This is a genomic window from Shewanella sp. MEBiC00475 (assembly GCF_005234075.1).
GTDB lineage: Bacteria > Pseudomonadota > Gammaproteobacteria > Enterobacterales > Shewanellaceae > Shewanella > Shewanella polaris.
Genome location: NZ_CP039928.1, coordinates 2,567,816 through 2,593,236 on the forward strand (window position 1 = coordinate 2,567,816; position 25,421 = coordinate 2,593,236).

The 25,421-nt window shown below is 41.7% G+C and carries 22 protein-coding genes and 1 pseudogene; 15 read left to right on the plus strand and 8 right to left on the minus strand.

All coding sequences use genetic code 11. From position 1 onward, the window contains the following. Positions 1-11 precede the first annotated feature (11 nt). Both FCN25_RS11355 and FCN25_RS11360 read right to left on the minus strand, forming a co-directional pair. Complete coding sequence (locus tag FCN25_RS11355; protein WP_254693630.1) at positions 12-2,156, minus strand: TonB-dependent siderophore receptor; 2,145 nt, start codon at positions 2,154-2,156, stop codon at positions 12-14. Between the two features lie 347 nt (positions 2,157-2,503). Beyond that, the gene (locus FCN25_RS11360) at positions 2,504-3,607 is read right to left on the minus strand and encodes a phosphoribosylaminoimidazolesuccinocarboxamide synthase (RefSeq protein ID WP_137224837.1); all 1,104 of its coding nucleotides are present in this window, start codon (positions 3,605-3,607) and stop codon (positions 2,504-2,506) included. Positions 3,608-3,848: 241 nt separating this feature from the next. Between FCN25_RS11360 and FCN25_RS11365 the strand changes: the two genes are divergently transcribed. Then, on the plus strand, positions 3,849-4,784 hold the full coding sequence (locus FCN25_RS11365; protein ID WP_175405942.1) for a DMT family transporter: 936 nt from the start codon (positions 3,849-3,851) through the stop codon (positions 4,782-4,784). A gap of 55 nt (positions 4,785-4,839) precedes the next feature. On the opposite strand, the gene FCN25_RS20910 is transcribed toward FCN25_RS11365, so the two are convergent. From FCN25_RS20910 to uvrA, 4 genes are all read right to left on the minus strand, one after another. After that, positions 4,840-5,004 carry a hypothetical protein gene (locus tag FCN25_RS20910; RefSeq protein WP_175405856.1) on the minus strand — a complete coding sequence of 55 codons (165 nt, stop codon included), beginning with the start codon at positions 5,002-5,004 and terminating at the stop codon, positions 4,840-4,842. A gap of 184 nt (positions 5,005-5,188) precedes the next feature. Continuing rightward, positions 5,189-7,030 (minus strand): DEAD/DEAH box helicase, encoded by a 1,842-nt coding sequence (locus tag FCN25_RS11370; RefSeq protein ID WP_137224841.1) that lies wholly within the window; start codon positions 7,028-7,030, stop codon positions 5,189-5,191. A gap of 250 nt (positions 7,031-7,280) precedes the next feature. Then, on the minus strand, positions 7,281-8,219 hold the full coding sequence (locus tag FCN25_RS11375) for a M20/M25/M40 family metallo-hydrolase (RefSeq protein ID WP_240778401.1): 939 nt from the start codon (positions 8,217-8,219) through the stop codon (positions 7,281-7,283). An 88-nt stretch (positions 8,220-8,307) separates the two neighbouring features. Further along, the gene (gene uvrA / locus FCN25_RS11380) at positions 8,308-11,169 is read right to left on the minus strand and encodes an excinuclease ABC subunit UvrA (protein ID WP_137224845.1); all 2,862 of its coding nucleotides are present in this window, start codon (positions 11,167-11,169) and stop codon (positions 8,308-8,310) included. A 287-nt stretch (positions 11,170-11,456) separates the two neighbouring features. Here uvrA and FCN25_RS11385 point away from each other — a divergent pair, with 287 nt between their 5' ends. The 3 genes from FCN25_RS11385 (at position 11,457) to FCN25_RS21160 (ending at position 13,924) form a co-directional block, all read left to right on the plus strand. Then, entirely contained in the window at positions 11,457-12,824 is a 1,368-nt protein-coding gene (locus tag FCN25_RS11385; protein ID WP_137224847.1) for an MFS transporter, read from the plus strand. 62 nt (positions 12,825-12,886) lie between these two features. Beyond that, positions 12,887-13,582 carry a single-stranded DNA-binding protein gene (locus FCN25_RS11390; protein WP_137224849.1) on the plus strand — a complete coding sequence of 232 codons (696 nt, stop codon included), beginning with the start codon at positions 12,887-12,889 and terminating at the stop codon, positions 13,580-13,582. A 138-nt stretch (positions 13,583-13,720) separates the two neighbouring features. After that, positions 13,721-13,924: a DUF6500 family protein gene (locus FCN25_RS21160; RefSeq protein ID WP_137224851.1), complete on the plus strand. Its 204-nt coding sequence runs from the start codon at positions 13,721-13,723 to the stop codon at positions 13,922-13,924. Positions 13,925-13,957: 33 nt separating this feature from the next. On the opposite strand, the gene FCN25_RS11400 is transcribed toward FCN25_RS21160, so the two are convergent. Then, positions 13,958-15,109, minus strand: a complete 1,152-nt coding sequence (locus FCN25_RS11400; RefSeq protein ID WP_254693631.1) for a transposase — start codon at positions 15,107-15,109, stop codon at positions 13,958-13,960. 61 nt (positions 15,110-15,170) lie between these two features. Between FCN25_RS11400 and tnpA the strand changes: the two are divergent. The 9 genes and pseudogenes from tnpA to FCN25_RS11445 all read left to right on the plus strand — a co-directional run. Next, positions 15,171-15,542: pseudogene (tnpA, locus tag FCN25_RS21350) on the plus strand (IS200/IS605 family transposase); the annotation flags it as partial. A gap of 423 nt (positions 15,543-15,965) precedes the next feature. Next, positions 15,966-16,793 carry a VacJ family lipoprotein gene (locus tag FCN25_RS11410; protein ID WP_175405857.1) on the plus strand — a complete coding sequence of 276 codons (828 nt, stop codon included), beginning with the start codon at positions 15,966-15,968 and terminating at the stop codon, positions 16,791-16,793. 35 nt (positions 16,794-16,828) lie between these two features. Then, entirely contained in the window at positions 16,829-17,230 is a 402-nt protein-coding gene (locus FCN25_RS11415) for an ATP-binding protein (RefSeq protein WP_137224855.1), read from the plus strand. A gap of 6 nt (positions 17,231-17,236) precedes the next feature. Further along, on the plus strand, positions 17,237-17,566 hold the full coding sequence (locus FCN25_RS11420) for an STAS domain-containing protein (RefSeq protein WP_137224857.1): 330 nt from the start codon (positions 17,237-17,239) through the stop codon (positions 17,564-17,566). Next, positions 17,559-18,356: an ABC transporter ATP-binding protein gene (locus tag FCN25_RS11425; RefSeq protein WP_137224859.1), complete on the plus strand. Its 798-nt coding sequence runs from the start codon at positions 17,559-17,561 to the stop codon at positions 18,354-18,356. Before FCN25_RS11420 ends, FCN25_RS11425 begins: the two co-directional genes overlap by 8 nt. Further along, positions 18,356-19,150, plus strand: a complete 795-nt coding sequence (locus FCN25_RS11430; protein WP_137224861.1) for an ABC transporter permease — start codon at positions 18,356-18,358, stop codon at positions 19,148-19,150. Before FCN25_RS11425 ends, FCN25_RS11430 begins: the two co-directional genes overlap by 1 nt. Before the next feature lie 12 nt (positions 19,151-19,162). Next, complete coding sequence (mlaD, locus tag FCN25_RS11435; protein ID WP_137224863.1) at positions 19,163-19,612, plus strand: outer membrane lipid asymmetry maintenance protein MlaD; 450 nt, start codon at positions 19,163-19,165, stop codon at positions 19,610-19,612. Then, positions 19,612-20,187, plus strand: coding sequence for a phospholipid-binding protein MlaC (locus FCN25_RS11440; protein WP_137224865.1), 576 nt, complete (start codon positions 19,612-19,614; stop codon positions 20,185-20,187). The genes mlaD and FCN25_RS11440 overlap by 1 nt, the downstream gene beginning before the upstream one ends. An 8-nt stretch (positions 20,188-20,195) precedes the next feature. After that, positions 20,196-21,353, plus strand: coding sequence for a PP2C family protein-serine/threonine phosphatase (locus tag FCN25_RS11445; protein ID WP_137224867.1), 1,158 nt, complete (start codon positions 20,196-20,198; stop codon positions 21,351-21,353). Positions 21,354-21,496: 143 nt separating this feature from the next. On the opposite strand, the gene hmpA is transcribed toward FCN25_RS11445, so the two are convergent. Then, positions 21,497-22,678 (minus strand): NO-inducible flavohemoprotein, encoded by a 1,182-nt coding sequence (gene hmpA / locus FCN25_RS11450; RefSeq protein WP_137224869.1) that lies wholly within the window; start codon positions 22,676-22,678, stop codon positions 21,497-21,499. Positions 22,679-22,865: 187 nt separating this feature from the next. Between hmpA and norR the strand changes: the two genes are divergently transcribed. Together norR and FCN25_RS11460 are read left to right on the plus strand one after the other, a co-directional pair. Beyond that, the gene (gene norR, locus FCN25_RS11455) at positions 22,866-24,446 is read left to right on the plus strand and encodes a nitric oxide reductase transcriptional regulator NorR (RefSeq protein WP_137224871.1); all 1,581 of its coding nucleotides are present in this window, start codon (positions 22,866-22,868) and stop codon (positions 24,444-24,446) included. A gap of 175 nt (positions 24,447-24,621) precedes the next feature. Next, positions 24,622-25,356, plus strand: a complete 735-nt coding sequence (locus tag FCN25_RS11460; RefSeq protein ID WP_254693632.1) for a DUF1499 domain-containing protein — start codon at positions 24,622-24,624, stop codon at positions 25,354-25,356. Positions 25,357-25,421: the final 65 nt, after the last annotated feature.

Below are 25,421 nucleotides of genomic sequence, written 5' to 3' on the forward strand. Positions count from 1 at the left end.
ACTGAGGATAATTACATTTTCCATGTTAACGTCGCGCTGTAATTGGCTGGCGCACCGTAATAACCTTGGGCCCAATATAAACTGTTGATGTATTTCTCATCGCCGACGTTATTGGCATTAACTGCTAGGCCTAAATTTTCGCTGATTTGATACTTCGCCATTAAATCGATAACTGCATATGCATCTTGTTCAGTAACGATTTCAGCACCTGCATTATCAAAACCGACAGCTACCACGCCTTGATCGCGTGAGATATCGTCTTGCCAACGCATGTTCATACCAACAGAGAATCCTTCAATGGTTTCAAAGTTATAGGTAGCTGCAAATTTGAATAATTTACTCGGAGTATAAGCCGTAACCGTATCATCACCTTCGATATCAAAATCGGTATAACCAATGCTGACATTGAGTCCTGAATAAATCTCACCCGCAATATCGATTTCATAACCTTTGCTGCTAATACCTTCTGAACCATAATAACGCTTCAATTCTATCGGCAGATCCGCTGTGGCAGGATCAGGCAGAGCAATATTGTTTTGAATCACGTCAAAATACGCGAGGCTGGCAATTAGGCGACCATTAAATAGCTCACCTTTAATACCTATTTCGCGGCTTTCACCCGTAATAGGGTCAAGAAACACACCGCTAGTGTCTGGATCTGTTTGTTGAACAAAGGTTTCGGTATAACTGGTGTAGGCAACTAATTCAGGCGTAAAACGATATACCGCACCTAAATATGGAATAAATTTTTGGTAGTCGGCATCTTGATCAACTTCATAAGAAATCCCTTCGGCTTGCCAGTCGTTGTAGCGACCGCCAACAATGACGTGTAAATCGTCAACAATGCTAAAGCGGCCAGTAAAATAAGCAGCTTGTTGTTTGCGTTCTACATCACTACCACGTAAACCGTCGGTAAAAGTTGGCTTAGGAGTATTACCATCCCAGGTATTGAGATCGGGCATCGCAGGGAAGCCATTACCTGTGGTGTAGTCGTAAAGTGAGCTGTCGGTATAGCTCATTTTTGAGTAATTTACTCCAGCAACAAGCTGATGTTCACGACCAAATAAACTGAAGTTACCATCAATATAAATATCAACTAAGTCGCTTTTGTCATCAAAGTCGTATTCACTTCCATAACCTGTTAAGCCAAGCTCAGTGTCTTTATCTGGTGTGCCATATACATAAAACAACTCGGTGTCTTCATCGGTGCTTTTATGAGAATAAGTGGCACGTAAACGCCAGTCATCATTAAAGTTATGACTAAGCTCTAAAACGGTATTATTTTTGACGACTTGCCAATTTGACCAATCTGCCGAAGTATTGGTTGAACGATCATAATTGGTCGCACTGCCGTCTGAGTAAAATAACGGTAACGCGCCCCAGTTATTACCCGTTGCATCATTATTCATGTAGCTGTGGCTTAATGACAGGCTGGTATCGTCAGAAAGGTTTGCTTCTAAAAACACATAGAAAATATTTTTTTCAGTTTCGTAGCGGTCTAAATACGAATCTTTACTTTGAGTGACCGCAACCGCGCGTGCTGCAAAGGTGTCATTAAGTTGAACTGAACCATCTGCTTCTAAGCGGGTATTATTAAAACTACCATAGGTAGCATTAACTGACAGTTGGTTGTCTGCGGTTGGGCGTTTACGAATAAAGTTGATTGTGGCAGAAGGATTACCTACACCAGTCATTAAGCCGTTTGCACCACGGATCACTTCAATACGGTCATAGATAGCGGTATCTTCGTCGGCATGATTATTACCCGATGTTAGCGGTAAACCAATACCATCGATTTGGAAGTTGGTGATGTCAAAACCACGCGCGGTGTAATAGGTGCGGTCAGTCTCAATGCGCTCAACGTTAACGCCTGTTGCGCTGTCGAGTGCTGAGTTAATGTCGTGCAGTTGGAAGTCTTGTAGTTGGGCATCGGTAATAACTGAAACCGATTGAGGAATATCAATAATATCCAAGTCTAATCGTGATGCGCCACTGGCTGAATGAGCATTATAACCCGCGATATAACTGCCAGTGACTTCGATTGTTTCGATGTTTTCTTTTTTGTTGCTTTCATCAGTGACTGTGTCGGCTGCAACAGCCTGTTGACTGAAGCTAATAGCGCATAATATTGCTAAACTAATTTTATTTAATTTCATGGTGTTATCATCTTTAACTGCTATGAACGAATCCATGTTCTGTGTGTTATGAGTGTTGGTTTTTGAGTATCAATTATTTAACAGTCAGGATAATACAATTGTTTCAAATGAAAATCATTATCATTTACATTTGTAGGTTTTGTAAATTATCTCAATTGCTGGGAATTTTTTGCTAGGTGATACAGTCGTCGATGATTAATGCGACAAAAAAGATTGTTAAGTTGTGCTGAGGCTATTTTATGGGGAAGGGGATTTTCTCTGCGTTCATGCGCATAGCATGTCATTGATCTTGATTAATGAACATAAAAAAAGGCGCCTAAGCGCCTTATTATTAAATCTAATCAGTCTTATACTATTAAATCATACTGTTCACGTAATACGTTAATAATGTCTGCTTTTGGGTTAGTAGGTAATGGAATACTTGCGCCAGTCACTTTTTCTGCAACACCTGTATAAGTCCGCGATACGTTCATCATGGCTTCTAACGGTAAGTCGTTATCACGGGCAAGGACTTCGCGCTCTGGCATTCTGTCTTTGTTTAATAAAATGTCCGCATCGTCGAAATGGTTGAGTAAGAATTGACGGAAACCTTCTTTTGAATTTTCAACAATTTTACCTTCGCGATAAGCTGCGCCATCCCAAATACGCGATGAATCGGGAGTACCCACTTCATCCATGTAAATCAGTTTTGACTGGCCGTTTTTATCGTTTACATAACCAAACTCAAACTTGGTATCGACAAAGACTTGATTAAGCTTTGCTAGTGCATCTGAAATCACCTTGAAACCTTGTTTGAGCAGCGTTTCATATAGGTCGATATCCTGCGGCTTTTCAAAGCCGAAAGCTTGGTAGTTGGCTTCAATGTCACTGCGACTAATGTTAACGTCATCTTGCGCTGGTACGCCAGGGATACCGGTTAAAATACCTTTAGTTGACGGGGTAATTAGCAACTCAGGCAGTTTTTGATCTTTTTGTAAGCCTTCTGGTAGTGTGATACCGCAAAAAATTCGCTCGCCTTTTGAATAAGCGCGCCACATGGAACCAGTAATATACTGACGGCAAATGGCTTCTACTTTTATGGGGCGGGCTTTTTGAACTATCCATACAAATGGGTGTGGAATATCTAAAATATGGCTGTCAGCTAAACCATTTTCGGCAAATAAACCAAACCAATGATTTGAAATAGCATTCAGTGCAGCGCCTTTACCAGGAATACCTTGCAAATTACCTTCGCCATGGAAAATACAATCAAAAGCGGAAATTCTGTCGCTGATCACCATAATTGCCAGCGGCGTATTTTCAGGCACATCGTAACCTTTATCACGGATGAGTCGACGGCTATCTGCATCTGTTAACCAATACACACTGCGCACTTTGCCACTGTGGACAGGTTTGTCGGTACGAATAGGTAAATCATTGTTCACGGCAAGAACGGAATCGGCAAGACTCATGCGAGTGTTCCTTAGGTTATATGGCATATAGGTTTTTTATGGCCGCTATTTTACCTGCATTAACGGGATTTGCCACGTAAAAAGGAGGTGCTGAAATAGGCTTTTTTGTTCTGCGAACAATCATTGGTTAGTTGAGTAAAATCTTGGTCAAGACTTTGCTCGGTTAATCAGGCAAAATTCAGCCTTAAATAATTATGGACCGAAAAAAGTGAATAGTGAACAACAGAGTGCCAATACCCGCATGGGTCTTATCTTTGTATCAATAGCAGTGTTTTTCTGGGGTATTTTGCCTATTGCGCTAAAATTATCTGGCGGTTTTATTACTCCAGTTACATTAACTTGGTTCCGGTTTGTAATGGCGTTAGGGGTGACATTATTGATCCAATGGCAACTAGGTGCATTACGTCAATTTGTTGGACTTCCGGCATTAATATGGTTGAAATTACTGTTAGCGGGCGTGTTGCTGATATGCAATTACGTATCGTTTGTTTATTCGCTGGGGTATTTAGCGCCAGGCACTGCGCAACTCAATTTTCAAACCGCACCATTTTTCTTGGCATTTGGCGGAGTATTGTTTTTTAAAGAGCGCTTTAATGGGTTTCAATTAAGTTGTTTTGCCACCCTTGCATTAGGGATGCTGATGTTTTTCCATCCGCAGCTCGATTTAAACCAAGCAAGTGATCATCAAGTATTGCTTGGTATTATGATTGTGCAGTTTTCGGTGATGTCGTGGACCAGTTATGCTTTATTGCAAAAATCGGTAAGTCAGCGTTTATCGCCCAGTAATGTGTTGTTATTTATTTATGGATTAGGGATTGTGGTCATGGCGCCATTTAGCCACTTTAGTCAGTTTGAAACGATGACATTAGATCAATGGTGGATTGTGCTTTTTTGTGGTGCTAATACTTTGATTGCTTATGGCTGCTTTGCTCAAGCTTTGCATTATTGGCCAACAGCGCAGGTGAGCGCGATGTTATCGTTAACTCCAGTATTGAGTTTTAGTGTGACTGAGCTAGTGGTCTGTTTAGGCTGGTGGAGCGGGGTATTTACCAGCGTTAATATTGATGCGCTGTCATTTATGGGAATAGTGCTGATTGTGTGTGCGGTGTTTGTAGTGCAAATTGTGCCCATGTACCAAAAGCGCAAACAGAAAAAAGCATTCCGAACTGTGTTGTAGTTATTTGAATTGAATGTAAGTTAGTGCAGTGACCGTATGAGTGTTATTGATGCGATTAACTGTGCTGTGCGAGGTAATAAAGCGTTAATCCAAATGTGCCAAAAAATGTGCAGCCAATTATCATCATCCACAGTAATGTTTTATCTTGTTTAGCGGATTGAGCTAGATCCAAAGGTGACGAGCCACCAACTATCTGTAAAATGAACACTAAAAAATCCATTTAGGTTGCCTATTGGGTGAGTTAATCCATTAATGGTCAGTGTCGCCAATATTTCCGTAGTAATCAAATTAATTAGTGTTATTTGATTTTATCATTCTTAGCTTATAAATAATGGGTTTAATCAAAAGCAGAAAACAAAAATGGAGCCATTAGGCTCCATTTTTTGTGTCATTCAATTGAATGATTAGCCGTTGTCACGTGGCTTACGTGGACGATCACCTGCAGGGCGATCACCACGAGGACGGTCACTGCGAGCACGATCGCTACGTGGGCGACGTGGAGCACCTGCGCCACGAGTCGTATCAGCAAATACTTCATCACCAGCTTCACGAATGTTTAAAGGACGACCACATACACGCACTTTTCTTAGGTGCGAAAGGATGTCTTTAGGCATTCCGTCTGGTAAATCAACCGTTGTCACTTGATCGAATAATTGAATTTGACCAATGAAACGGCTATCAATGTTTGCTTCGTTAGCAATTGCGCCAACGATGTTACCTACACCAACACCATTTTCACGACCTACATCGATAACATAACGATTCATTTTCACGTCTGGGTTATCTTTTAAGCCTTCCGCGTCACCAAAACTAGTTGGTGCTGGACGGTTACTACGCTCACTACGTTCACGACGTGGACGGTCGCTATTACGATCACCTCGGTCACCACGGTCGTTACTACGATCGTCACGAGAATCACGTTGACGCTCGGTAATTGTTGGTAACTGAAGCGGACGCTCTTGTTGTACTTGTTGTAATAATGCAGCAGCCAGTAAGTCAGTATCAACTTCAAGTTGTTGACATAATTCAGCAACGGCATTCTTCATGAAATCTAGATCACCGTTAATGGTTTCTTGGATTTGCTCACCTAAACGAGATAAACGACGCTCTGCAACTGTTTCAGGGCTAGGTACTTTCATTGGCGAAATACGGCTGTTAGTAGCACGTTCGATAGTGCGCAACATACGCATTTCACGATTGGTCACAAACAAGATTGCCATACCAGTACGACCAGCACGACCTGTACGACCTATACGGTGTACATAGGCTTCTGAATCATAAGGAATATCATAGTTTATTACGTGTCCAATACGTTCAACGTCTAGACCACGTGCCGCAACATCAGTTGCGATTAAAATGTCTAACTTACCGCGTTTAAGCTGCTCAACTGCACGCTCACGTGCTTGTTGATTCATGTCACCATGTAATGGTGATGAAGCATAACCACGGGCTTCTAATTTTTCTGCTAATTCAACACAGCTGTTACGAGTACGAACGAAGATGATAATACCTTCAGTATTTTCAACTTCTAAAACACGTACTAACGCTTCTAGTTTATTGTGTTGTGATACTTGCACATAACGTTGGTCGATAGACTCAACAGTTGTCTGGCTAGACGCTATGCTGATATTCACTGGGTTAGTTAAGTGCTTAGCTGCAACGCGCTTAATTTGCTCAGGCATAGTGGCAGAGAATAATGCAAGTTGGCTATCAGAAGGCTTGTGCTCTAATACCCATTCGATATCATCGATAAAGCCCATTTTTAACATTTCATCGGCTTCATCTAATACTAAGGCTTTTAGATTATCTAGCTTTAACGTGCCACGACGCATGTGATCCATTACACGACCTGGAGTACCAACAATCACTTGTGGTCCACGCTTAAGGGCGTTTAATTGTTGTTGCATGCTTTGACCACCGTAAATCGGTAGTACGTGGAAGCCTTTTATGAATTTGGCATAACTGCCAAATGCTTCGGCAACTTGAACCGCTAATTCGCGGGTTGGTGCTAACACTAAAATCTGTGGAGCATTGATTTTCATGTCGATTTTGTTTAGTAAAGGCAGGGCAAACGCGCCTGTTTTACCGGTACCGGTTTGTGCTTGACCGATAATATCTTTACCAGCCATAAGCGGGTCGATACTAGCAGCTTGAATTGGAGTTGGTTTTTCATAACCTAACTCGTCAAGCGAACGCAACAAAGACTCAGACAGGCCGAGTTCGCGGAAAGTTCTTTCAGATGACATTGATTTGTAGCCTTGTGGATGCGCACGAAGTTCGGAAGCTCGTGCTAAAGTTTCACAGACAGAAAATCAACCCCGTGTCGATTTCCCGCGCCGATAAGGGGGCGTATTATAGCAGCAACTCTGTGAGTTGACCACGTAAAAACTGAAAATAAACCTTAATTGGTCTATTCTAGGTTAATATTGGCCTGATTCTTGATTTTTAACATATCTCAATTGATTGAAAAGTGAACATTTGTTGGTGTGGGAAAGGCTATTTAGGAAGCTTGGTCAATTTATCGATACTGAGCATTTGATACACGGTTTCTGCTACTGCGACTATAAAGTCAATATCTAGGGTGTTTATTGTGTCGTCTGGCGTGTGGTATTGCGCATGTGGTGGCACGCCAAAATACACCCAAGCGTAACCCGCTTTATGGAATGGATAATGGTCTGATGCTCTAAGCCAGTCGCTTTTTCTCATTCGTCCACTTAATAAGTTTGTATGATGAGTCTTAATGCATAATTGAGTCTGTTGCATTAATAGAGGCTCAATCGACTCAAAATTTTCAAGATTGTCTTGCCCCTCTAGGTAGATAGCCCTGCGGCGATCAGGATGACCTATCATGTCTAAGTTAACGCTGAGTTCTATGTCCATTTGCGGCTGTTGCTGTAATGCTGTCACCAATGCATAGCTACCATATAAACCAGGTTCTTCGGCATCAGTGGCAACAATCATTAAATTAACATCATCTAGTGGCGGAGACTGTTTCCAGCGTTCAGCAATGGCTAGCATGCCAGCAATGCCTGAAGCATTATCATCTGCACCTGGATATATTTTGCTAGCTGTCTGGCCTAAGTGATCATAGTGCGCGGTAATCACTCTCCAGCGATTTGAGTTGTTTTTTGCCGCAATGGTCGCAATGATATTGACCCCAGAAACGGTCGAAAATTGATGTTGAAAACTGAACGGAACTGCAAACGTTGGCTGCCAGGGTTGTAATCCCATCTCTGTAAATCGTTTGATTAAATACTCTCGACTAAGGCGGGCGCCTTCGGTGCCTGTCTTGCGGCCTTGAAATTCAGCGGAACTCAGTGTGGTGATATCTTGAGTGATTTGCTGATGTGCGCGAGACCAATTGGTTATAATATCTGACGAGCATTGGCGAGGTATTTGGCTGCAAGCACTGAGTAAGCCGCATACAAAAAACATAACTAACACCTTAAGGTGAGTTTGAGTCGTAAACATAGTGTGTTATCTCCTCTCATTCACCTAAGGTTTGGTATGTGATCTCTGCTTGTTATTTGACTTTTTTCGCCTTTACCCGTTTGTTGTGTAACGCCAACATCGGCTTTAAGAATCTAGCGGTATGAGACTCTGGGTGCTCTGCTACTTCTTCTGGAGTGCCGGCAGCTAAAATCATCCCGCCACCTGCGCCGCCTTCTGGGCCTAAATCGATAATCCAGTCTGCCGTTTTAATGACATCTAAATTATGCTCAATCACTACCACAGTGTTGCCGTGAGATTTTAAGCGATGTAATACTTCTAACAATAATTGAATGTCAGCAAAGTGAAGCCCAGTTGTTGGTTCATCTAATATATACAAGGTTTTACCTGTGTCACGTTTAGACAACTCTTTAGCTAATTTCACCCGCTGTGCTTCACCGCCTGATAACGTCGTCGCACTTTGACCTAAACGAATGTACGACAAGCCCACATCCATTAAGGTTTGCAGTTTACGGGAAATTGATGGAATAGCATCAAAGTAGCCTCGGGCATCTTCAACTGTCATTTGCAGCACTTCGTGAATGTTTTTACCTTTGTATTTCACTTCTAAGGTTTCGCGGTTATAGCGCTTACCTTTACACGAGTCACAAGGCACGTAAACATCTGGCAAAAAGTGCATTTCAACTTTAATTAAGCCATCGCCTTGGCAGGCTTCACAACGACCGCCTTTCACGTTAAATGAGAAACGCCCCACTTGGTAACCACGGGTACGTGATTCTTGGGTGCCAGCAAAAAGCTCACGAATAGGGGTGAATATACCCGTATAAGTGGCAGGGTTAGAGCGTGGCGTACGGCCAATAGGACTTTGATCAATATCGACCACTTTGTCACAATGATCCATACCTTCAATGCTTTTGTAAGCCGCGGGTTCATCAATTGTGGCGCCATTGAGCATCCGATGGGCTATTTTAAAGAAGGTATCATTAATTAGCGTCGACTTGCCCGAACCAGACACACCAGTCACACAGGTAAACAGTCCCACTGGAATGGTTAAATCAACATCCCTTAAGTTATTGCCTGATGCGCCAAATAATTCAATGACTTTCTTTGGATTAATCGGGGTGCGTTCATCATTAATGTGGATTTGCTTTTTACCCGAAATATATTGGCCAGTGACTGATTCTTCACAGTTAAGAATATCTTCTAGCGTACCGTCGCAAATCACTTCACCACCATGTACACCAGCACCAGGGCCAATATCAATAATGTGGTCAGCAAGGCGGATAGCGTCTTCATCGTGTTCAACCACAATAACGGTATTACCTAAATCACGCAGGTGGATTAGAGTTTGTAATAAGCGTTCATTATCGCGTTGATGCAAGCCAATTGATGGCTCATCCAGCACATACATCACGCCCACTAAACCAGCACCAATTTGGCTGGCTAAGCGAATACGTTGCGCCTCGCCACCGGATAAGGTTTCGGCTGAACGCGATAAACTTAAATAGTTGAGCCCCACATTGACCAAGAAACCAAGACGTTGGCTGATTTCCTTTAATATTTTGTCAGCAATCTGGGCTCGCTGGCCTTCAAAAACGACCGTGTCGAAGTATTCTTTGGCTTCGCCAATCGACCACATTGTTAGCTGCGGTAAATTGAGATCGCCAATAAACACGTTACGGGCTTCTTCACGTAGACGTGAACCACCACAACTATTACAAGGCTGCATATTGATAAATTTAGACAGTTCGTCGCGTACCGAATTACTTTCTGTTTCGCGGTAGCGGCGATCCATATTATTTAAAATGCCTTCAAACGGATGGTTACGCACCACCACATCGCCTCGGTCATTAATGTATTTAAAGGCAATGCTTTGCTTACCCGAACCATACATCACAATCTTTTTGATTTTATCGCTAAGCTCGGCAAACGGCTTTTCAACGTCAAACTTATAATGTTCAGCAAGTGAACAGAGCATTTGGAAATAATAAAAGTTACGTCTATCCCAACCTCTAATGGCACCACCGGCTAATGACAATTCATCATTAGTCACCACTCTGTCTTGGTCAAAAAACTGCTGTACGCCTAAACCGTCACAGGTTTGGCAAGCCCCGGCCGGATTGTTAAACGAAAAAATACGCGGTTCAAGTTCGGCCATTGAATAGCCACAATGCGGACAAGCGAAATTTGCCGAGAATATCAGCTCTTCAATACTGTTATCTTCCATGCTGGCAATTTTTGCGATACCACCAGATAGTTCTAATGCGGTTTCAAACGACTCAGCTAAGCGCTGTTTCATGTCTTCGCGAACTTTGAAGCGATCGACAACCACTTCAATAGTATGTTTGATGTGTAAATCTAATGTTGGTGGATCGGTTAAGTCACATACTTCGCCGTCAATTCGAGCGCGGATGTAACCTTGTGCCGATAACCCTTCAAGCAGTTTAACGTGTTCACCTTTACGGTCATTAACCACTGGCGCAAGCAGCATTTGACGACTGTCTGCCGGTAATGCTAATACTTTATCAACCATTTGGCTGACAGTTTGCGCCGACAACGGCTGATGATGTGTCGGGCAGCGAGGCTCACCCACACGGGCAAACAATAAGCGTAAATAGTCATAAATTTCGGTAATGGTCCCAACCGTAGAACGAGGGTTGTGGGAGGTCGATTTTTGTTCAATAGAAATGGCGGGGCTTAAGCCTTCAATATGATCAACATCGGGTTTTTCCATTAAGCTCAAGAATTGACGCGCATATGCCGACAAGGATTCGACATAGCGACGTTGCCCTTCTGCATACAAGGTATCGAAGGCTAATGATGATTTTCCTGAACCAGATAACCCGGTAATGACAATAAGTTTGTTTCGGGGGATGGTGAGATTGATGTTCTTCAGATTGTGGGTTCGGGCACCGCGTATTTCAATTTTATCCATCTCTTCACTCTATGACTTATGTAAAACAAAACAACAATTAGTATCGCATAGTTTGTTGGGCGACTTCATATCAATTTTGACTATCTTGGCTTTATCCCCAAACTACTTGAACTAAGCATATTCAGCTAGCTTAGGTTTATGATACGCCCAGAACAGGATAAAAGTTTAACATGTGCAGATAAAACATCTTATACCAAAACTGTGATTTCCTTTTGAGCTAATTAATGACGGTGTGGTAATATGCGCAACTTATAATATTGTTGAATAACTTATCAAAGGGCAACAGCATGGCCAGTAATGGACTGTCAGGTATGGAAAAAAAGGTCGCATTTTCGTTAGCCGGTGTGTTTGGTTTACGAATGATGGGACTGTTTATGATAATGCCTGTCTTCGCGCTGTATGGTCAGCATTTAGAAGGCTTTTCACCGTTGTGGGTAGGTATTGCCATTGGTGCTTATGGATTAACCCAAGCTTTTTTACAAATCCCTATGGGCATTTTGTCTGACAAATACGGACGTAAACCGATTATTCTCGGTGGCTTAGTCTTATTTGCGATTGGTAGTTTAATTGCCGCATCATCTGATCATATTTACGGCGTAGTATTTGGTCGTGCAGTTCAGGGTATGGGGGCCATTGCCGCGGCTGTATTAGCGCTTGCTGCCGATTTAACCCGAGACGAGCAACGCACTAAAGTTATGGCGATTATCGGCATGTGTATTGGTTTTTCATTTGCATTGTCATTATTGGTCGGGCCGATAGTGGCACAGTATCTGGGGTTAACAGGACTCTTTTTGCTAACCGCAGTATTGGCGGTATTAGGCATGTTGATTGTGCAGTTTTTTGTCCCCAACCCAATTAGCCAAGCGCCTAAAGGCGATACGGTAGCCACACCAACAAAACTAAAACGTATGTTGTTAGACCCACAATTATTTCGCTTAGATGCTGGCATTTTTATTCTACATTTGGTGTTAACTGCGGTGTTTGTTGCATTGCCGCTAGATTTGGTTGATGCCGGTTTAGCAAAAGAAGAACATTGGATGTTGTATTTCCCAGCTTTTGTAGGCGCGTTTTTCTTAATGGTGCCGCTAATTATCATTGGGGTTAAACGTAACAACACTAAAACCATGTTCCAAATATCATTGATGATAATGATGCTATCGCTTGGGATGATGGGGTTTTATGCTAATAACATTTGGGTACTCAGTGCTGCCGTAGTGTTATTTTTCACTGGGTTTAACTATCTTGAAGCATCATTGCCGAGTTTGATTGCTAAGTTTTGTCCTGTCGGTGATAAAGGTTCGGCTATGGGTGTGTATTCAACTAGTCAGTTTTTAGGCGCATTCTGTGGCGGCATGTTAGGCGGCGGAGCTTATCAACTCGTCGGCGCATCTGGCGTGTTTTTTGTTGCTCTTGGATTAATGTGTGTGTGGTTACTTTTGACCATCGGCATGCAAAAACCTGTGTTATTAAAAAGCTATACCCTTGAAGCAACTATAAAAGATAAATCCGAAGCACAAAATATGGCCAGCAAACTTTCACAGTTAATTGGTGTCGTTGAAGCCATTGTGGTGCTCGAAGAGAAAGTGGCTTATTTAAAGGTCGATGATAAATTCAATTTAAGCGAAGCGCGAGCTGTGTTAGGCTCTGTGAATTAGATCGTTTTGATCACGCTTAGTATTCAGATAAAGTAAATAGACAAAAATTTCAGGAGATTTCGATGGCCAGTCGTGGTGTGAACAAAGTAATTTTGGTAGGTAATTTAGGTAAAGATCCTGAAGTTCGTTATATGCCAAATGGCAATGCTGTCGCTAACTTTACCGTAGCGACAAGTGAATCGTGGAAAGACCAGCAAGGTCAAACACAAGAGCGTACCGAGTGGCACAATATTGTGATGTATCGTCGCCTTGCAGAAATTGCTGGCGAGTACTTAAAGAAAGGCTCTAAAGTTTATTTAGAAGGCAAATTGCAAACCAGTAAGTGGCAAGATCAGACTACCGGTCAAGACCGTTATAAGACTGAAATCAATGCTATGGAAATGCAAATGTTAGATAGCCGCAATTCAGGTGATAATGCCGGTGGTGGTCAATATCAAGGACAAAATGCAGGGCAACAACAGTCTCGTCCTGCACCAGCAGCTCAAGCTCGTCCGCAGCAAGCGCAATATAATCAAACTGCGCCAGCCGCAGGTAATGCTGCTTACCAAGCACAGCCAAATGCTGGCCAACAAGGTGGTTATCAGCAACAAGCTGCGCCTGCGCAACAAGCTGCACCAGCATATGCACCAAAGCCTGCCGCTGCACCACAGGGTAATTTTCAACCACAAAATGCCCCAGCACAGCGTCCAGCACCACAGCCACAACAAAACTTCACTCCAGATTTAGATGAAGGCTGGGATGACGATATTCCTTTCTAATTTACAGTAAAAGTACAAATGTTAATTTTGATGATTTAAATCAATAATAACAATCACTAAAGCCCTAATTTATTAGGGCTTTTTGTTTTCAAAACGCTAACGAATTATTGCTAGCAGCGTCATATGTTTGGATAGATAATGAGAGCTGAACTAAGATCGAAAATTATTGAAGTATGTGATAGAAAAATCGCGCTGAAAGGCGATAACGTTGGCTTATCTTTTTATGCCTTCTTTGCCAGTGAACTACCCACCGACGCACTTCGTGTCGATCAATGGGCTTCTGCAATCTCGTTTTTAAAGACTAGGTTGCTTTTTTTTCTCAGTTCCCACACCAAACTTTGATTACTCAAAGATTTTCATTTTAGAAGGTGATTTCTACTGAGATTTGGGCAACGCCCTAACTAATATCCCATTAGCTATTAACTCTTTTTCACCAGTATTGGCTACGGATTTAGCGGCCGCTAAATCTCTGCATTGCACCAACCCGCATTTTTCACACTCGAACTCTCTAATACCTAGACCCAATTTATGTTCGTGGGTGCAGCAACTACAGAGCCCTGATGATTTCACATATCGACCGATTTCATGGTAAACAGCACCGTTTACTTCAGCCTTGTACTTGACCAATTCCGTGAGCATACCCATGACGTTATCATTCACCATAGCGCCGTTAAATTGCTGCATTCCTTTTACGTTCAAATCCTCAAACACAATGATATCGCTGGACTTGGCTATCGTACAGCTGATTTCATGTGCAAACGCTAGGCGCTGGCGAGAGATTTTTCCGTGAAGTGTGTTTAAGCGTGATTTTGTTTTGTGCCAGCGATTTGAGCCCTTCTTTCGACGACTTAACTGGACTTGAATTTGCTTTAATTTGCCAGAGGCCTTTTTAAAGGCTTTTGGGTTTTTTACGTACCATCCGTTTGAACCTACAACCGTCAGTTGGCTGTTAATATCATAACCAATAAGCGTTGATAATATTTTCTTAGCACTTTTGCATTTAACCTCTTGGGTCAGAGAGACATACCATTTTCCGTGGCGCATTTGGATGGTAGCGGTTTTGATTGCACTTGCCAACTTACGATGTAAAACCAACGGCACTTTGCCGATTTTAGGGAGACTCATCGCGCCTTTTTCTATCCGAATACAATTAGCGTTATTCACGCAACGAAAGCTGTCATCGTGGCGTTTCTTCTGCTTAAAACTAACCTTGAATGTAGGAAACTTCTGTAAACGTTTTTTGTTAAACGAATTCTTTAGTGCTGCATCAAGATCTCGCGCTACTTGTTGTGAGGCCGCTGAATCAAAAGCTTTTAACCAGGCAAATTCTTCAAACTGTTTTAAGTCCTTAATAAGTGCAGCCATTTCGTTGTAAAACAAAAAGGTTTTATCGTACTGATAGCGGCGCATGTTTTCAGATAACAACAAGTTCCACACGCCACGGGCGTATGAACCAAATTCCACTAGCTTGGCTTCCTGCTCTAGTGTCGGCTTGAGCCGATAGTTGTATCTGAGAGTCTTTTTCATACACTGTATAGACTACTGTATGCGCCGAGGTTGTCAAGTGGAGTAGCAAACCAAGTCACATTGTAAACATCTAATTGCCCTACACTTAATTCTTGTTGTTAAATATCGAAAACAACTACTTTTGGGTGAGGTTGCCGAGTTTATGAAATTGAAAATAATGGACATAGCATCTCGGTCGGATTTCAAAGTAGAAGAGATCGAAGTTGACAAAGATCATATACACATTCTTCTCACAATCTCACCAACCATCTGTGTTTCGAACTATGTGCGACGAATTAAACAGTCTACAACACAGAGTCTTTGGGCTAGGTACGAGTGGCTTACAAATCAGTTCTGGCGTGAAAGGGCATTTTGGTCAGATGGATATTTTGTTTGCTCTGTTGGAAATACTTCGGCAGAAACAGTTCGGAAATACATTCAAGATCAAGGTTAGTTTAACGATTCATCCCACCGACGCCACTTCGTGTCGATCAGTGGGTTTTCTCGACATTTTCGATAAAACAAATGATGATTGATGGTGTGTAATTAACGCTAATGTTCCTTAGGCGGCGAATGAGCTGCGACCAAGTGAGTATTTTAAAATAGATTTAATCTATTTTTGTCGCCACTTCGTATCTACACGTTATTAGTCATATCACCTGAAAATCTGTGACGTCGTATTGAGATCATTTTATGTAAACATTTAGTTGATTTTATTATGGTATACGTTATTTTTGAACGTTCAATCAAGATAGTATTAAGGCTTTCATTGCTTTAATGATATATTTTGACCCTTGAGCACTGTTAAAATATTAAATGCTGGGTTAAATACCGATATGGCGAGTATAAATTTTTCAAATAGAAGCTGGAGGAAAGGGTGAACATAACTGGTCGACTATTAATTATTGTGGCCACTCTGCTATGTTTTAGTGGATGTGCGAGTACTTCCACGCCAGGTGACCCATTCGAATCTGCTAATCGAAAAAGCTGGGATTTTAATTACAAGATCATGGATAAGCATGTATTAAAACCCGCAGCAAAAGGTTATGAAAAAATCCCTCAGCCTGTTCGAAAAGGTGTGTCTAATCTGTTATCGAATTTAAGCGAGCCTCTTTACGCGGTAAATAACCTCCTACAGTGGAAAGTCACCGACAGTGGCAGCAGTATTTTACGTTTTGTGGTCAACTCAACAATTGGTCTAGTGGGTATTTTTGATCCTGCTACCGATATGGGATTACTACAGAAACAAGAGACCTTTGCACAAACCTTTGGTGCTTGGGGGGTCGGTAATGGGCCTTTTGTTATGTGGCCTGTTTATGGTGCCAGTACTGCGCGTAATACGGTGGGGGATTTTGTCGATGTTTTTGTCTATCCTTTGTCACTGCTTACGTTTGAACAAAGATTAGGTAAATTTACGCTTGAAGGTTTAGATAGCCGGATTGAATTTCAGCAATATGAGCCCATGTTAAATGGTTCGTTAGATCCATATGGTTATGTAAAAGATGTTTATCTGCAAAGAGATGCGTACTTGGTTAGTGACGGTAAAGTAAAGAAAACTGAAGCTGATACCTTTGATGAAGAGTTCGATAATGAACTACTCGATGATGAACTCTTAGACGCTGAGCCGCTAGATGATCACACTTTAGACGATCAATCATTAGAGGCTAAACCATTAAGTGATAAAAAAAGTGATACCAAAAAATAGACAATAAAACTGATATCAAGAGAACGGACTAGCCAATGTCAAACATCAAAACGTTTTCATCTTGTACAAGTGAATTAAAAAATATTCGCGGATTTGTGGTAGATGCATGCCGCGACTTTCCTTTTAGCGAAGATAAAGTCAATGAAATCGTATTAGCGGTCGATGAAGCTTGTGCCAATGTTATTCGTCATGGTTATCACATGTCGAACAAAGGCTGTTTAGAAGTAGAGATAAGCAGTGGTGATGATCATGCGCTATTTGTGATAAAAGATGTGTGTTCGCAGATTACAGGCAAGCAATTAACACCTCCTGAAAACGATTTATGTGAGCCCGGTGGACTAGGCCTTTGCCTCATTTATCATGTGGCTGAAACGGTAAGGTTAATACCCCATAATGGCAAAGGTAATTGGCTAGAACTGATGATAAAATTTGGGTGACATGAAATGAATATTGAAATTGAAAAGTATAATAATTACCAAGTGATTAAACTTTATGGCGAAGTTGATTTGAGCAACTCGCGTAGCATTAAACTCGACATTATAAAATTAATCAAAAGTAAAAATAACATTATCGTCGATTTTACTCATCTGCAATATATCGACAGCTCTGGCATGGCGTCATTGGTAGAAGCGTTTAACGAAGCCAAAGAAAACGATACTGAATTTCATATTGTGGGAGCCAATGGTTCACCGCTTCAGGTACTGCAATTAACCCGTTTAAACACAGTGTTTAACCTAGCTGATTCAGTAGAAGTTGTGGGTAACAATGGTTAAACCTATCATTACTGTAGAGCATTTATTTGCCCAATATGGCGATACCCAAGTACTCAAAGATGTCAATTTAGAGGTCAACACCGGAGAGATCCTGGTGGTGATGGGCGGATCTGGCTCAGGGAAAAGTACCTTACTCAACCATATGCTGGGGCTTAAAACGCCAACATCAGGCACCATCATGATTGATGATGTGAATATTTTTAAGGCTAAAAATAAGCAATTACGCAACTTGCGTAAAAAAATGGGTGTGGCTTTCCAAGGTGGCGCGCTGTTAAGTTCGTTGAATGTGGCAGACAATGTCAGGCTACCTTTAGAGCACAATACGTCGTTGGACACCCAAACCATTGATATTATGGTGCGGATGAAGCTTGAATTAATGAATATGGCTGACACGGGTCATCTCATGCCCTCTGAACTATCAGGCGGTATGCTAAAGCGAGCTGGTTTAGCTCGAGCTGTGATTATGGACCCTAAGCTACTGTTTTTTGATGAGCCTTCGGCAGGGCTCGATCCTACTACCGCAGTAGAATTGGATGAGCTTATTTTAACCCTTAGAGATGCCATGAACATGACTATAGTCGTGGTGACTCACGAGCTTGAAAGTGTGTTTAAAATTGCCGATAGAGTTGTGGTTTTATTTGGCGGTGAAGTGGTAGCCAACGGCACTGTTGATGATATTAAAAATTCACCAGATGAACGAATTCAAAACATGATTAATCGTCAACCTAACACCCACAGAGATGATGGTGAGGTTTACTTTAATCGTTTATTAAATAAGGACAAAAATTAATGGAAACCTTATTTAATTCGATTAGTAAATTAGGTGCAGCGACTCGAAAAAATATTGATGGTTTAGGCTTAGCGACATTATTTTTATTACGAATTGTTAGTAGCCTATTCACTGGACTAGTGTCATTTAAGCAAGTGATTAAGCAAATATACTTTATTGGTAATCGGTCTTTAATTGTCATTGTTGTGGCTGCATTATTTACCGGTATGGTAGTGGCTTTGCAGTTTTACGATACCTTAGTGCGATTCGGCTCGGTAGATTTATTAGGTTCGGCGGTTGCCTTGAGCCTGATTAAAGAATTAGGTCCGGTGATGACCGCATTAATGGTGATTGCACGAGTAGGCTCTGCCACCTGTTCCGAAATTGGCATTATGCGCAACGAACAACAATTTGATGCGCTGGATTGCATGGCTATTAATAGTTACCGCTATGTCATGTTGCCACGACTACTAGCGGCATTGATTTGTGTGCCTATTTTAACGGCTTTGTTTGACTTGGTGGGTATTGGCGGTGGTTATATTGTTGGTATCCACATCCAAGGCGAAAGCCCTGGTGCATATATTCAAGGGGTATTAGATACGATTAGCTTTAAAGATGTGCTGGTCGGTCAAATAAAGTCGATGGTATTTGGGTTGTTTATTATGTGGATACCTTTATATTACGGCTATTATTTACACCTAAACCAAAAAAATATGGGCGCAGAAGGCGTCAGTAATGGCACCACTCAGGCAGTGGTAATGAGTGCAATTATAATGTTGTTTAGTGACTACATCGTTAGCTCATTAGCGCTATAACTAGAGGTAACAATGAAAAATAATTACGTCAATTTTCTCGTCGGCCTGTTTGTGTTATTCGGGATTGGGGCCTTGGTATTTATGTCTGTTACCATTGGCGGGGCATCGGTTACCAATAGTGGTAAATATACCTTAGTGGCTAAATTTGAAAATTCTTCAGGTTTAAAAGAAGGTGCTTTTGTTGAAATGTCTGGGGTACGCGTTGGATTAATTCAATCAATTAATTACGACCCTAAAGCGTATGAGTCTGTGGTTAAAGTGTCATTAGATAATACGATTACGGTACCTGATGACTCGGTCGCCTCTATTCGGACATCTGGCATTATCGGTGACAGATTTCTTAAAATATCTAGCGGTGGTTCAGATATTAATATGGAAGATGGTGATGAGTTTATTGATACTGAATCATCTATCAGCATTGAAGAGTTAATTAGCAAATATATGTTTAGTCAGGATAAATAATGAAATCGATAATTTTTTTACTTATGATGTTAGTGATGCCGTCTTTAGCTTTAGCGGCACAAGAACCGACCGAACGCGTTAAATTGGGCGTGGCAGATATCATTGGTATTGCATCAGATAGCGCATTGTCAGTTGAACAGAAAAAACAATCACTCAGTGATGTGATTGAAAAGCATGTAGATATACAAGCTTCGGCACAACGCGTATTAGGTAAGTACTGGAGACAGGCTAGCGATACTGAAAAACGTCAATTTATGGTGTTATTAAAAGGGGTGTTAGTCGATACTTATATTGTATTGTTAGAACAATATGATAATCAAACGGTTGATTACACCAGCGAAACCATTAAGAAAAAGGTTTATGCATCGGTAGATACTGAAATTCATACCAAAGAAAATACCATTCCGGTTTCTTATCAGCTTTATCAACGAAATAATGAATGGAAAATTTACGATTTTGTTGCTGAAGGTTTATCGATGATCCGCACCTTTAGCAATGATTACCAAAGCACCTTAAAGAAAAGTGGTGTCAGTGGCTTAAACGAAGCCCTTACTGCTAAATTAGCTCAAGGATAAGGTTGCCCTTGAAGATTGATAGAGCGTTAGCTAACAGCATCATAGATGAAACGTTATGGTTTAAAACGAATTTAGCCCTCACGCTAAGTGAATATAATTATTACTTAATTAAAAAAAATGGCCAAATTAGCTGTAACTTTTCATCCTTATGCGATGAGCATTACAGTAAGCTCTATAAGCAGTTTCAAACCTTGCGATTACAGCACAATATTGCTGAAATATTGCCATTAAATGATGATGGCAAGATGTGCTGGGGGCTGCCTTTTGGCACAGAATCGACCTTATATGAGTGTATTATCCTACTTGATTCACCCTCAGGGCATGAGTCACACCATATTAGCGCTCTGTATTTCAAGTTAATGTATCAGTTAAAAAGCTTCCAGTTTTCTGAAGTGTCTTCCCAACTCAATGCGGCTCAAGTATGGATCCGTGACGAGATAGAGGAAATTTCGCGCTTACAACAATTGATGTTACCAGACAAAGGTATTGAGCTTAGTTCTGTCAGAATGGCTTATACCTATAAAGCAATGAAAGGTGCGGGTGGTGACTATTTAGATATAGTTGATATTGGTAAAAGTCGTCCAGATTCCCAAGGCGATGTAGGAATGATTATTGCTGATGTATCAGGGCATGGCCCTGCTGCTGCTGTAGAAACGGCGATGATAGATGCTATTTTACGTACTTTTGAGCCTAAAGATTTAAACAGCACATCTTCAGAGGTGCTTAATTATATTAACCAACACTTTTTTACTAAAAAGCCCCGTGGCAGTTTTTTAACTGCCACAGTGTTGCGTTATAATTTCAAAGAAAAAGAACTTATTTATGCTAATGCCGGCCATCCTCATGCGTATTTGAAAAAAGCTAATAGGCTGGTAGCCCTAGATCAAGGTGGAATTCCGATTGGGGTACTGCGTGAGCAAAATTGGGATACTTACCGGGTTAGTGTTGATGTGGGTGATATCTTGTTTGTGTATACAGACGTGGTCATCGAAACACAAAATGCCCACAAAGAATTATTTGGTTTCGATCGCTTAGAAAAAGCAATCAGCGCAGCACCTGATGAACCCGAGGCGATGCTGGAGTTTCTAGAGCAGCAAATGAAACAGTTTTGTGGTTTTTCTGAATTTCAGGATGATTTGACCATGTGCGCTATCCAGTTTATTTAAGCTTAACTCACTCGACAATGTTTATAATTATTGGGATAACGAGTGGGATGATGATATGCCGTTTTAAATGATTGAATAAGATTAATTCTACCGGTTAATAAAAAGCCCTGACCTAATGGTCAGGGCTTTTGCTTATTGGGCTATTAAGCGGTTAATGCTTCAGATGGGCCAAAGAATTCATAATGAATTTGGTTTTCTGGTACACCTAAGCTGGTGGCGATGGCCAATGCGGCTTTCATAAAACCAGTCGGGCCGAGCAGGTAGAATTCTACATCGCGGTCTGCAGGTAACTGTTCTGCAATGAGTGATGCATTAATAAACCCTGTTGCATGGGGTTGGCAACCTTGTTCTGGCTGGCTGTATATGTACAGCGGCTTAATGTGGTTGTGGGCAGTAGAAAGTTGATCGACATGCTGTTTAAACGCATGGACATCGCTATTAATGGCCGCATGAATAAAGCGAATATCGCGGCCTGAACCTGCTTCAGTATTCAGCATGCTTATCGCAGGAGTAATCCCTACACCGCCAGTGAGTAAAATTAACGGTTTGGTGTTTTTACGTAAGGTGAAATCGCCACTTGGGGCACGTAATTTTACTTTATCGCCTAACTTAATATTGTCATGTAAGTGATTAGATACCACACCATTTGGCTCACGTTTAACGCTAATTCTTAAGTAATCTTTACCGGCAGCATCAGACAAGCTGTAGTTACGACGCATCGATACACCGTCAATATCGTCAAATACTAGGGTTAAAAACTGTCCGGCTTCAAAGCTGGGTAAGCCGTTATCATCAGCGGGTTGGAAGTAAAAAGAGGTAATAACCGAACTTTCATCTACACGTTTAACTAATGTGAAGTCACGCTCGCCGCGCCAGCCACCGGCTTTCTGTTCGTTATCCGTGTAAATTGATTCTTCGGCAGCAATCAAAATGTTGGCTAATTGGCCGTAAGCTTTGGCCCAAGCGTCAAGGACTTCGTCTGTTGCTGCATCACCGAGTACGGTTTTAATTGCCTGCAATAAACAGCTGCCAACAGCGTCATATTGTTCAGGCAAAATACCCAATGCCACATGTTTTTGAACAATTTTACTGACAGCTTCACTCAAATTACCTAATTCATCAATATTGGCACCGTAAGCGATAACAGCGTTAGCAAGTGCTTTAGGTTGAGTGCCTTTGCCTTGGTTAGTTTGATTGAAATAAGGCAATACTTCTGGATGCTGTACAAACAGTAATGGGTAAAAATGACTGGTGATATCATTAGCGTAAATTTGCAGTGCTGGCACGGTAGCCTTAATAATTTGAACAGTTGCAGTGTCTAACATTCATGATTTCCTTTTTGAATATAAAATAGCGATAAGCTTCAATCAATTACCTTGTATCTCTAGACATTACACATAACGTGCCAATGTTTATCAACCTGATTTATAAAGGATAAAATCTCTAAAGGTTAATTTGACCTAGATCAATAAGTATGTCAAATTAACCTAAATTAGGTTGATTTGACTTGTTATGAATATTGTTCCCTTTATAGACATTGTAGAAGACTTAAATCGTGACCTGATAAAATCGGAACGATACTTACGGCTGATTTTAGCGATTCAGCGCGCTATCCCATGTGATGTGGTGGCCTTGTTGAAACTTAAACATGACCACTTAGTGCCAGTAGCCGTTGTAGGGTTAAAGCAACAAGCTCTCGCCAGACAGTTTTCGATTAACCACCATCCACGTTTACAGCAGATTTTGGCTAACCCACACATTACCCGCTTTGATGCTGAATCGACACTGCCCGATCCCTACGACGGTTTAGTCGATGATGGTAGTGAACAATTACACGTGCATGATTGCATGGGCAGTACCATTTTTATTGATGGTAAAGCTTGGGGCGTTTTAACCCTAGACGCGATGAAAGCGGGTAGCTTTGATTCGCTTAACCCAACAGAAACCCGCGCTTATATTGCTGCTGTGGCTGCTGCTATTAAAACCAGTGAACATATTGAAGCGTTAGAGGTTCAAGTTGAGCGCAACCATCAAGTGGCTCAACACATGTTAGCCACAACGGGACCGTCGACTATTATTGGTAATAGTGCCGTCATTACGAATTTATTGTCAGAGATAAATACCGTTGCCGCCAGCGATCTATCGGTATTAATTACTGGTGAAACTGGTGTGGGTAAAGAGCTGGTTGCCAAAAGTATTCATCAGCAATCACGTCGCAGTGAGCAACTGCTAGTGCAAATTAACTGTGCAGCATTGCCAGAAAGCATTGTTGAAAGTGAACTATTTGGCCATGTAAAAGGCGCATATTCTGGTGCGGTAAGCGATCGTCGTGGCCGCTTTGAATTGGCTGATGGTGGTACGTTATTTTTAGATGAGGTGGGTGAGTTACCACTTGCGGTACAGGCTAAGTTATTACGTGCATTGCAAAATGGTGAAATTCAACGTGTCGGTAGCGACAATATTATTGTGGTGGATGTCAGAATTGTGGCCGCAACCAACCGTAATTTACAGCTTGAAGTCAAAGAAGGTCGCTTTAGGGCAGACTTATATCATCGCTTGAGTGTATACCCTCTTCCAGTGCCGCCATTACGTGAACGTGGTAAAGACGTTATTTTGCTGGCGGGCTATTTTTTAGAAAAAAGCCAACATCAGCTTGGGGTCGCTAAACTAAGATTACAACAAACAGCAATTGATCAGTTAACGCAATATCATTGGCCTGGTAATGTGCGCGAGTTAGAGCATGTGTTAAGCCGTGCTGCACTTCGTGCCACTAGTGAGCAAGGGCGTCATGCCAGTATTATTAGTATCAGTCGTGTTCATCTCGGGTCAGAGTTCGTTGTGAGCCATTCTGTAGCACCAGCGATAGCCGAGATTGATAATACCAGCGACACTAATGCCGCTGCCGCATTATCGCAGGTATTAACTCTTGGACTACGAGATTCAACCGATGAGTACCAACGACAAATCATACAAACAGTGTTAGCGAACGAACGAGGTAATTTAGCCGCCGTTGCCAGGAGTTTAAAGCTAGACAGAAGTAATTTAATCCGCACCATGCGCCGCTTAGGACTTGACCCCAATACGGCATATTAAGAGTGAAGTATCCAAAACAGTGGCGTGAGCGGTTAATCACCTCATCTGAAGTCATCTCGTTCAGAAGTCATGACGATTTGAGATTAATTAGAATATTTTTTATTCAGAAATTAGTTCCAGTAAATCCAGGTCAATATACACTGGGTTAATTAGAGTTACATAAAGGATTGATGTGATGCAAAAAAGTAATATAGGTAATATCGCGCTGATTGTTGCCATAGTCGCTGTATTGGTTGCTGCTTTAATGGTGTTTGGCTCTTCACTGGGATTGTGGGAGCCGATAGTCGGCTTTATAGCCAGTCGTAATTACAATAACCTGTTGGGGTATGTGGTAGTGGTTGTCGCACTGGTAGCATTGGTTATCACTCTTGTTACTAACAGTGGTACTAAGGGAAAGGTTAAGTCGATTGTGGCATTATTACTTGGCATGGGCATATTGTCGCCAAGCATTATCGCAATGGTGGGCAACCCTGTTAAATACCCACCTATTCACGATATTACTACCAATATTCAATCGCCACCGCAATTTGAGTTTTTAACTGACAGCCGGATTGGAGCGAGAAATACTTTGGTTTATGGTGGAGAAGATATCGCCGCGCAGCAACGACAAGTTTTCCCTAATATTCAACCTATTACGTCAGATTTATCGGTTGAAGCGGCTTATCAAAAGGCATTAGCTGTCGCGAAAACCATGGGTTGGACGATTGTCCATCAAGACCCAAAAGCACTGCGCTTTGAAAGTACGGCAACAACGCCTTTTTTCAATTTTGCTGACGATGTTGTGGTTGTTGTGTCTACATTAGAACGGGGCAGTCGCATTAATTTACGCAGCGTGTCGCGGATTGGCAAAGGCGATGCGGGTGTTAACGCAAAGCGAATTCAAGAATTTAGTCAACTTTTCAGCCAATGATTTAGCGTTTGTGTTTCGCGCTAGAATATACAGATTGTTATCTATAAAGGGAGCGTGAACGCTCC